Below are 6,361 nucleotides of genomic sequence, written 5' to 3' on the forward strand. Positions count from 1 at the left end.
GATGACGAAGCGACGCTCCTCGTCGAAGCTGGGACGGGGACGGGCAAGACACTGGCCTACTTGATCCCGAGCGCGCACCATGCGCTCGAGACGAAGCGTCCAGTCGTTGTCAGTACGCACACGATCCAATTGCAAGAGCAACTGCTCAACCGGGATTTACCGATTTTAAAAGCGATTTTCCCGGAAATCGAGTTCACGTTGTTAAAAGGGCGCCGAAACTATATCGACCTCCGCAAGTTCGAGACCGTGCTCGAAGAGACGGCGGACGGATTACTGTCGGCCATGTGTAAAGCGATGGTGCTCGTCTGGCTGACAGAGACGGAGACGGGCGACTTGGAAGAGTTGTCGCTCCCCGGTGCGGCGACGCAAGGACCGGCTTCATTCAAGCGGCTCATCCAAGCGGATGCGGCGTCTGAATTCGGACGTTTTGATCCATGGTACAGCCGCGACTTCTTCACGCGAGCCGTGCTGCGATCAAAAGAGGCGGATATCATCGTGACGAACCACGCCTTGTTGTTCTCGGACCTTCAACACCAGGCCGGCATACTCCCGACGGATACCCCGCTCGTTTTAGATGAAGCCCATCAAGTCGAGGAAGTCGCATCGCATCACTTCGGGGTGACGTTCGACGCCATCCAATTCGACCGGTTGTTCAAGTGGTTCGGGTACGGCTCCGACGGGAAGTTCCATTCTCGTCTGCTCCAACTCGCCGACTTGACGTCCGTGGCAGAAGAGACGGAGGCGTTCAGCCGCGACACCGATGTCGCGCTCGCCCAAGTCGATGCCGAGTTGGACGACTTGTTGACGGCCCTCCATTCGCTCGGCAAGAAAAAAGAGCAACGCCAAACGGTGCGGTTCGAACGGGAAGGGGACGTGTTCCGCCCGATCCGTGAAGTAGCAAAACGACTCGAGTACAAATTGCGGGCCCTCCGGATGTCGTTGCGTCAAATGCATCGTCTTCTCGACGAACATAAAGAGCACATGACGTTCAAGCAGCGGGCCGTGATTTCGGACTTGAAAGCGTTTATCGGTGATGTGCGCGAACTCGAGAGCGTATTGTTCGAAACGATGCTTACGAAAGATGACGATGCCGTCAGTTGGGTCGAATTGAACTTGGCGAACCGGAAGCTCACATCCGTCTATACGCAACCGGTCGAGATTGGGCCGCTCCTTCACGAGCGTCTCTTCATGAAACGTCCGACCGTTTTGACGTCAGCGACGATGACGGTGTCAGGACGATTCGGTTTTATCGAACGTCGACTCGGACTCGACGGGGAAAACGTTCGGCGGGTCGTGTTGCCTTCTCCGTTTGACTTCAAGCGGCAAGCGAAGCTGTTCGTCCCGTCCGACCTTCCGCTCATCAACGAAGTGCCGCTTCCGCAGTTCGTCGCCGAGACGGCGGACGCCATCGCTCAAATCGCCAACGTGACGAAAGGGCGGATGCTCGTCTTGTTCACCTCGAACGAGTTATTGCGCTTGACGCACGAGGCGGTGAAAGGTCAGCTCGATGAGGCATACACGCTGCTCGCCCAAGGAGTGAGCGGCGGCTCGCGGAGCCGATTGACGAAACAGTTCAAGCGGATTGACCAGTCGATCTTGTTCGGAACGGCGAGCTTTTGGGAAGGGGTCGACATCCCCGGCGAGTCGTTGACATGCCTGATCATCGTCCGGCTCCCATTCGCGCCGCCCGATCAGCCGGTCATGCAAGCGCGTTCTGAAAAGATTGAAGCGACAGGGAAATCGTCTTTCTTTGAGCTGTCACTCCCTCAAGCGGTCATCCGCTTCAAACAAGGGGTCGGCCGCTTAATTCGCTCGAAAGACGATTACGGTGCGATTTTCGTATTCGACCGTCGTGTCGAGACGACGCGTTACGGGAAGCAGTTCCTCAACAGTCTTCCCGCCGTCGATCGAATCGAAGGACCGATCGAGACGGCCCTCTCGGAACTCGAGCTATTTTTAGACGACAAAGAGAAGACAGGTTTAGGAAATGACAGATAACGCTAGGCAGGGCGAAATTATCGCTTTATAATAATGGGTATAGTGTTTTTGAAGGAGGATGGACCATGAATTCAAATATCGAGACGCTCGCCACCGTTCGCATCGAACCGACGGCAGACGTTTATAAAATCGTCGATTTGTTGAACCGGACGTTGAAGAGCCAAGACTTGATGTTCGGTTTGGCGTTAGAGAAAAAAGTAAATGATCCGAAGAAAGAAGAGATGGTGTTCACCATCTATCGGACGGAATGACACGTAAGTCAAAAGTAGTGGTCGCACTCATGACGGCACTGATCGGTGTCGTCATCGTGTTTAGTGGAATCTATTGGTTCACAGTCGGCCATACCGAGCGGACGAAAGAAACGATGATCGAAGAAGCGCGCGAGCGACTTTTGGCCGAACAATCGACCGTCCAGGCCGAACGGGCCGAACTGTATAATGGGACGAAACCGTACGTCGTCTTCGAGGAGGCGGATCGTGTGCTGTTCGTTCCGGTTGACAGCGAAGACCCAATCGAAGAGCGTGAGATCGCGTCGATCGACTTGGATCAAATCTGCGCCGAGTCGGTAGAGGAAACCGGCGGGGCGCTCGTCAGCTGTAAATATGGGTTTGACGAACGGGCCTTGATTGAAGTCGTGACGAAAGCTGGCGCGTCTTATACTTACTCGTACTACACGCTCCAAACTGGAGACTTTATCAGACGGGTCCAATTGACGGACTCACTTTGAGCAAATTGAGGGGGATCACGATGGAACATCTATTGGCAAAACGGGTTAAGCAGTTGACACCATCGACGACGCTCGCCATTACGGCGAAAGCGAAGGCATTAAAGGCTTCAGGACAAGACGTTATCGGGCTTGGAGCCGGTGAACCGGACTTCAACACGCCGGAACGCATCATCGAGGCAGCCTGTCAGGCGGCTCGCGATGGTGATACGAAGTATACACCTTCAGGCGGTACGGTCGCCTTGAAAGATGCGATCATCGAAAAGACGAAACGTGACAGTGACCTCACATTTGAACGGAACGAGGTCATGGTCGCTTCCGGTGCGAAGCATGCGCTCTACGCACTGTTTCAAGCGATCCTCGACGAAGGCGACGAAGTCATCATCCCTGTCCCGTACTGGGTCAGCTATCCGGAACAAGTGAAGCTCGCCGACGGGGTGCCGGTTTACGTCGAGACGACCGAAGCGACGACGTTCAAATTGACGCCAGAGGCGCTCGAGGCGGCCGTGACGGACCGGACGAAAGCTGTCATCTTGAACAGCCCATCGAACCCGACCGGCATGATATACACGGAGGCGGAACTCGTCGCGCTCGCTGAAGTCGTGACGCGTCATGATTTATTGGTCGTCAGTGACGAGATTTATGAGAAACTCGTGTATGGGGACGCCAAGTTCGTCTCAATCGCGACGCTTCCAGGCATGCGCGAGCGGACGATCATCATCAACGGTGTCTCGAAGTCTCATGCGATGACTGGGTGGCGCATCGGGTACGCTCTCGGGGACCGTTCAATCATCGAAGCGATGACGAACCTCGCCTCGCATTCGACGTCAAACCCGACATCCATCGCTCAAGCAGCGGCTGTCGAGGCCTATAACGGGCCGCAAGACGACGTCGACATGATGCGTGTCTCGTTCGAGGAACGTCTCGACATCGTCTATGACCGGTTGATCAAAATTCCAGGCATCACATGTTTGAAGCCGCAAGGCGCATTTTACTTATACGCAAACGCTAAAGAAGCCGCGACGATGAGCGGCTACGACTCGGTCGACACGTGGTGTGAGGCCGTTCTCGGTGAGGCGTTCGTCGCACTCGTCCCAGGCTCTGGCTTCGGGCAAGACGATTACGTCCGTCTCTCTTATGCGACTGAACTAAAACGAGTACTAGAAGCGCTCGATCGAGTGGAAAACTTCATCAAGCAGCACACTCGATAAGCGAAAGGATGGAAACGACTATGACAACTATTTCAATTAGCCAATTTAAAGACTATGAAGGTCAATCAATTCGAGTAGGAGCGTGGATCGCCAACAAACGTTCAAGCGGGAAGATCGCCTTCCTTCAACTCCGTGACGGGAGCGGGTTCGCCCAAGCGGTCGTCGTCAAAGCGGACGTGCCGGAAGAATTGTTCGCCCTCGCCAAAAGTGTGACACAAGAGACTTCGGTCTGGGTGACGGGTAACGTCAAATCGGACGGTGGACGCACGCCGCTCGGCTTCGAACTTGAAGTGACGGACATGGAAGTGATCGCGGAATCGGTCGATTATCCGATCACACCGAAAGAACATGGCACGGAGTTCTTAATGGACAACCGGCACTTATGGCTTCGTTCACGTCGTCAACACGCGATCATGAAAGTTCGGAACGAATTGATTCGTGCGACGTATGAGTTCTACAACATGGAAGGGTTCGTCAAGATCGATCCTCCGATCATCACGTCGAGCGCGCCAGAAGGAACGACGGAGTTGTTCGAGACGGATTACTTCGGGCAACCTGCTTACTTGTCACAAACAGGACAGCTGTACATGGAAGCCGCGGCGATGGCGCTCGGAAAAGTATTCTCATTCGGTCCGACGTTCCGTGCCGAGAAGTCGAAGACACGTCGTCACTTGATCGAGTTTTGGATGATCGAACCGGAGATGGCGTTCTTCGATCACGACATGAGCTTGGACCTTCAAGAGCGCTACGTGTCTTATATCGCGAAGTCAGCTCTTGAGAACTGCCGTAACGAGCTCGAATTGCTCGGACGCGACTTGTCGAAACTCGAGAAAGTGCAAGCGCCGTTCCCGCGTATCCGTTACGCGGACGCGATCACGTTCTTGAAAGCGGAAGGGTTCGACGATATCGAGTATGGAGACGACTTCGGTGCGCCGCACGAGACGGCAATCGCGAACGCGCATGATAAGCCGGTATTCATCACACATTGGCCAAAAGAGATCAAGCCGTTCTACATGAAAGTCGACCCGGAGAACCCGGAACTCGTTCTTTGTGCCGATTTGATCGCGCCGGAAGGGTACGGCGAAATCATCGGCGGTTCGCAGCGTGAAGACGACTACGACCGGTTAAAAGAAGAGATTATCAAAGAAGGATTGGACGAGACAGATGCGTACGACTGGTATCTTGAGCTTCGTAAGTACGGTTCAGTGCCGCACTCTGGCTTTGGACTCGGTCTTGAACGCACGGTCGCCTGGATCAGCGGAATCGAGCATATCCGTGAAGCAATCCCGTTCCCACGTCTATTGAACCGAATTCACCCATAATCGCCAATCGGGGATGACACATTGTCTTCCCCGATTGATGTGTTTAGAAAGGATGTGCGACATGGATGCACATAATATGATCAAACTGTTCGAGCAAAGTCCGGTCGTCGTTCCGCGTAAACTGTTCACGGATGCCCGGCGCTTAAATTTGAGCCCGGTCGAGTTTTGTCTCGTCGTCCATTTGCTTGAATTGACAGGGGAAGGCATCGAGATGCCATTACCGAGCGAGCTCGGGGAGCGGATGAACGTCGCTGAGAGTGAGGCGCGGGCCGTCCTGCTCGGATTGCTGCAAAAAGAACTCGTCGCCATCGATGCTTCAGCGGAAGTGGAGCGATATAGTCTGCTCCCTCTGTTTCAAGCACTTGAAGAAGACGTCGCCCCGAAAAAGAACACGCAATCGTTGAATGAAAACTTGATCCACACGTTCGAGCGCGAGTTCGGGACGATCACGCCGTTTGAAATCGAACAGATCGTCGGATGGTTGACAGAGGACGGCTTCAGCGAAGAACTCATTTTAGCGGCGCTGCGGGAAGCCAAACTTCGTAACGTCCGGAACTTCAAATACATGGACAAGATTTTACGCGTCTGGCAAGACCATAACGTCGAATCGCTCGAAGACGTAGTCGACTATCAACGGAGGAACAAGTGATGTTGACGAGAGCGCAGTTGAATGAAGTATCAGAGACGATGCGCCGCATGTTCCCAGACGCGCATTGTGAATTGACGCACCGCAATCCGTTCGAACTCGTCGTCGCCGTCGCGTTGTCGGCCCAAGCGACCGACGCACTCGTCAACCGTGTGACGCCCGGGCTGTTCGAGGCGTTCCCGACGGTCGAGGCGATGGCTGCAGCTGACGTCTCCGAAATCGAGTCGCTCATCAAGCGGATCGGGTTGTATCGGAACAAAGCGAAGAATGTGAAGGCGCTATCGATGCAAATCGTCGAACAGCACGGAGGGATCGTGCCCGACGACCGGGCGTCGCTAGAGGCGTTGCCAGGGGTCGGTCGGAAGACGGCGAACGTCGTCTTGTCGGTCGCGTTCCATGAACCGGCATTCGCCGTCGACACGCACGTGGAGCGCGTCTCAAAACGGCTCGGCATTTGCCG

7 protein-coding genes are annotated in these 6,361 nt (G+C 54.7%); all 7 read left to right on the forward strand.

The genetic code is table 11. The features are described 5' to 3' along the window. Positions 1-1,998, forward strand: a 1,998-nt coding sequence (dinG, locus tag JJU47_RS13890; RefSeq protein WP_228620544.1) for an ATP-dependent DNA helicase DinG, incomplete at its 5' end; no start/stop codon positions are given. A 65-nt stretch (positions 1,999-2,063) separates the two neighbouring features. Continuing rightward, on the forward strand, positions 2,064-2,249 hold the full coding sequence (locus JJU47_RS13895; RefSeq protein ID WP_016509977.1) for a YpmA family protein: 186 nt from the start codon (positions 2,064-2,066) through the stop codon (positions 2,247-2,249). Continuing rightward, positions 2,246-2,725 (forward strand): hypothetical protein, encoded by a 480-nt coding sequence (locus JJU47_RS13900; protein WP_228620546.1) that lies wholly within the window; start codon positions 2,246-2,248, stop codon positions 2,723-2,725. The genes JJU47_RS13895 and JJU47_RS13900 overlap by 4 nt, the downstream gene beginning before the upstream one ends. Before the next feature lie 20 nt (positions 2,726-2,745). After that, positions 2,746-3,933 (forward strand): pyridoxal phosphate-dependent aminotransferase, encoded by a 1,188-nt coding sequence (locus JJU47_RS13905; protein ID WP_228620548.1) that lies wholly within the window; start codon positions 2,746-2,748, stop codon positions 3,931-3,933. Between the two features lie 20 nt (positions 3,934-3,953). Then, positions 3,954-5,255, forward strand: a complete 1,302-nt coding sequence (asnS, locus tag JJU47_RS13910; protein WP_228620550.1) for an asparagine--tRNA ligase — start codon at positions 3,954-3,956, stop codon at positions 5,253-5,255. Positions 5,256-5,316: 61 nt separating this feature from the next. After that, positions 5,317-5,904, forward strand: coding sequence for a DnaD domain-containing protein (locus JJU47_RS13915; RefSeq protein ID WP_024370207.1), 588 nt, complete (start codon positions 5,317-5,319; stop codon positions 5,902-5,904). Then, positions 5,904-6,361, forward strand: a 458-nt coding sequence (locus tag JJU47_RS13920) for an endonuclease III domain-containing protein (RefSeq protein ID WP_228620552.1), incomplete at its 3' end; no start/stop codon positions are given. The genes JJU47_RS13915 and JJU47_RS13920, both read left to right, overlap by 1 nt.

Source organism: Exiguobacterium sp. (assembly GCF_020832205.1).
Lineage (GTDB): Bacteria > Bacillota > Bacilli > Exiguobacteriales > Exiguobacteriaceae > Exiguobacterium.

Bases quoted from the DNA above. Each gene is read 5' to 3' on its own strand.
- JJU47_RS13895 (WP_016509977.1), top strand. From the start codon at position 2,064: ATGAATTCAAATATCGAGACGCTCGCCACCGTTCGCATCGAACCGACG.
- JJU47_RS13900 (WP_228620546.1), top strand. From the start codon at position 2,246: ATGACACGTAAGTCAAAAGTAGTGGTCGCACTCATGACGGCACTGATC.
- JJU47_RS13905 (WP_228620548.1), top strand. From the start codon at position 2,746: ATGGAACATCTATTGGCAAAACGGGTTAAGCAGTTGACACCATCGACG.
- asnS (WP_228620550.1), top strand. From the start codon at position 3,954: ATGACAACTATTTCAATTAGCCAATTTAAAGACTATGAAGGTCAATCA.
- JJU47_RS13915 (WP_024370207.1), top strand. From the start codon at position 5,317: ATGGATGCACATAATATGATCAAACTGTTCGAGCAAAGTCCGGTCGTC.